This is a genomic window from Devosia sp. ZB163 (assembly GCF_028613635.1).
GTDB lineage: Bacteria > Pseudomonadota > Alphaproteobacteria > Rhizobiales > Devosiaceae > Devosia_A.
Window position 1 is genome coordinate 1 of sequence record NZ_JAQRMY010000006.1, and the last position, 2500, is coordinate 2500.

Consider the following 2500-nt stretch of genomic DNA (forward strand, 5'->3'; position numbering starts at 1 on the left):
CAAAACAAAACCCCGCCGGCTTGCGCGGGCGGGGTTTGTTGTTCGGTTTCGTATGAGACCACATGCTTTTGGCAGACCTGGCAGCGACCTACTCTCCCAAGTCTTGAGACTTAGTACCATCGGCGCAAAGGGCTTTAACGGTCGAGTTCGGGATGGGATCGGGTTCTGGGGCCCCTGCAATTACCACCAGATCGGCGAAAAGCATGCGGGTGAATTCTGGTTTTCAGCCTGCCGGCGCGAGGCCTAGCAGACAGTTTGATCATGGACCAATCGTTCGTYCCAGGCCGCGCATGAYTTGCGGGCATGGACTAATGAGAACGATCAAGACAATCGAGCTATTAGTACTGGTCAGCTTCACACCTTACGGCGCTTCCACATCCAGCCTATCAACGTGGTGGTCTTCCACGGCTCTCAAGGGAATGCTCGTTTTGAAGGAGGCTTCCTGCTTAGATGCTTTCAGCAGTTATCCCGTCCGAATATAGCTACCCTGCAATGCTGCTGGCGCAACAACAGGTCCACCAGAGATTCGTCCAACCCGGTCCTCTCGTACTAGGGTCAGCTCTTCTCAACATTCCTACACCCACGGCAGATAGGGACCGAACTGTCTCACGACGTTCTGAACCCAGCTCACGTACCACTTTAAATGGCGAACAGCCATACCCTTGGGACCTGCTCCAGCCCCAGGATGTGATGAGCCGACATCGAGGTGCCAAACACTGCCGTCGCTATGGACGCTTGGGCAGTATCAGCCTGTTATCCCCAGAGTACCTTTTATTCGTTGAGCGATGGCCCTTCCACGCGGGACCACCGGATCACTATGACCGACTTTCGTCTCTGCTCGACTTGTCAGTCTCGCAGTCAGGCAGGCTTATGCCATTGCACTCAACGACCGATTTCCGACCGGTCTGAGCCCACCATCGCGCGCCTCCGTTACTCTTTGGGAGGCGACCGCCCCAGTCAAACTACCCACCATGCGCTGTCCCGGATGCTGTTACATCGCGGTTAGACACCTATGACGATAAGGGTGGTATCTCATCTTGCGGCTCCACAAGAACTGGCGTCCCTGCTTCAAAGCCTACCACCTATCCTGCACATGCCGACACAAGTGCCAGCGCAAAGCTATAGTAAAGGTTCATGGGGTCTTTCCGTCTGACCGCAGGAACCCCGCATCTTCACGGGGAATTCAATTTCGCTGAGTCTATGCTGGAGACAGTGGGGAAGTCGTTACGCCATTCGTGCAGGTCGGAACTTACCCGACAAGGAATTTCGCTACCTTAGGACCGTTATAGTTACGGCCGCCGTTTACCGGGGCTTCAATTCAATGCTTGCACATCTCCTTTTAACCTTCCGGCACCGGGCAGGCGTCAGACCCTATACGTCGTTTTGCAACTTCGCAGAGCCCTGTGTTTTTGATAAACAGTCGCTACCCCCTTTTTTGTGCCACTCCTACCTGGTTGCCCAAGTAGAAGTCACGCTTATCCCGAAGTTACGCGTGCAATTTGCCGAGTTCCTTCAGCATAGTTCTCTCAAGCGCCTTGGTATGCTCTACCTGTCCACCTGTGTCGGTTTAGGGTACGGTCTATGTTGGTGGAGCTATTTCCTGGAACCGGCTCATCGCATCCCCAATCCAATAAGGGGATACGAACCCGCGCGATCCGTCACTACCACCAGGCCCACGAATATTAACGTGGTTCCCATCGTCTACGCATGTCTGCCTCGACTTAGGGGCCGGCTAACCCTGCGCTGATTAGCATTGCGCAGGAACCCTTGGACTTACGGCGAGAGGGTCTCTCACCCTCTTTATCGCTACTCATGTCATCATTCGCACTTCCGATACCTCCAGGATCTCTCACGAGTATCCCTTCGCAGGCTTACGGAACGCTCCGCTACCGCTTGCAACAAGTTGCAAACCCTAAGCTTCGGTGCATGGTTTGAGCCCCGTTACATCTTCGCCGCAGGAACGCTTGACCAGTGAGCTGTTACGCTATCTTTAAAGGATGGCTGCTTCTAAGCCAACCTCCTGGTTGTCTAAGCATTCCCACATGCTTTCCCACTTAACCATGACTTGGGGACCTTAGCTGTAGGTCAGGGTTGTTTCCCTCTTGACGATGGACGTTAGCACCCACCGTCTGTCTCCCAGATAGTACTCTCAGGTATTCGGAGTTTGGTTAGGTTTGGTAAGTCGGTGAGACCCCCTAGCCCATCCAGTGCTCTACCCCCTGAGGTATTCGTCTGAGGCGATACCTAAATATCTTTCGCGGAGAACCAGCTATTTCCGAGTTTGATTGGCCTTTCACCCCTAGCCACACGTCATCCCCGCAATTTTCAACTTACGTGGGTTCGGTCCTCCAGTAAGTGTTACCTTACCTTCAACCTGCACATGGCTAGATCACTCGGGTTCGGGTCTAATCCAACTAACTTGACGCCCTATTCAGACTCGCTTTCGCTGCGCCTACACCTAACGGCTTAAGCTTGCTAGTTAGACTAAGTCGATGACCCA

General features: G+C 53.7%; 2 rRNA genes (1 of these 2 cut by a window edge). Both read right to left on the bottom strand.

Features of this window, described 5'->3' with window-relative positions:
* Positions 1-75 precede the first annotated feature (75 nt).
* A 5S ribosomal RNA gene (rrf, locus tag PRN20_RS22755) occupies positions 76-191 on the bottom strand.
* Between the two features lie 126 nt (positions 192-317).
* A 23S ribosomal RNA gene (locus PRN20_RS22760) occupies positions 318-2500 on the bottom strand; it runs 546 nt beyond the window's last position.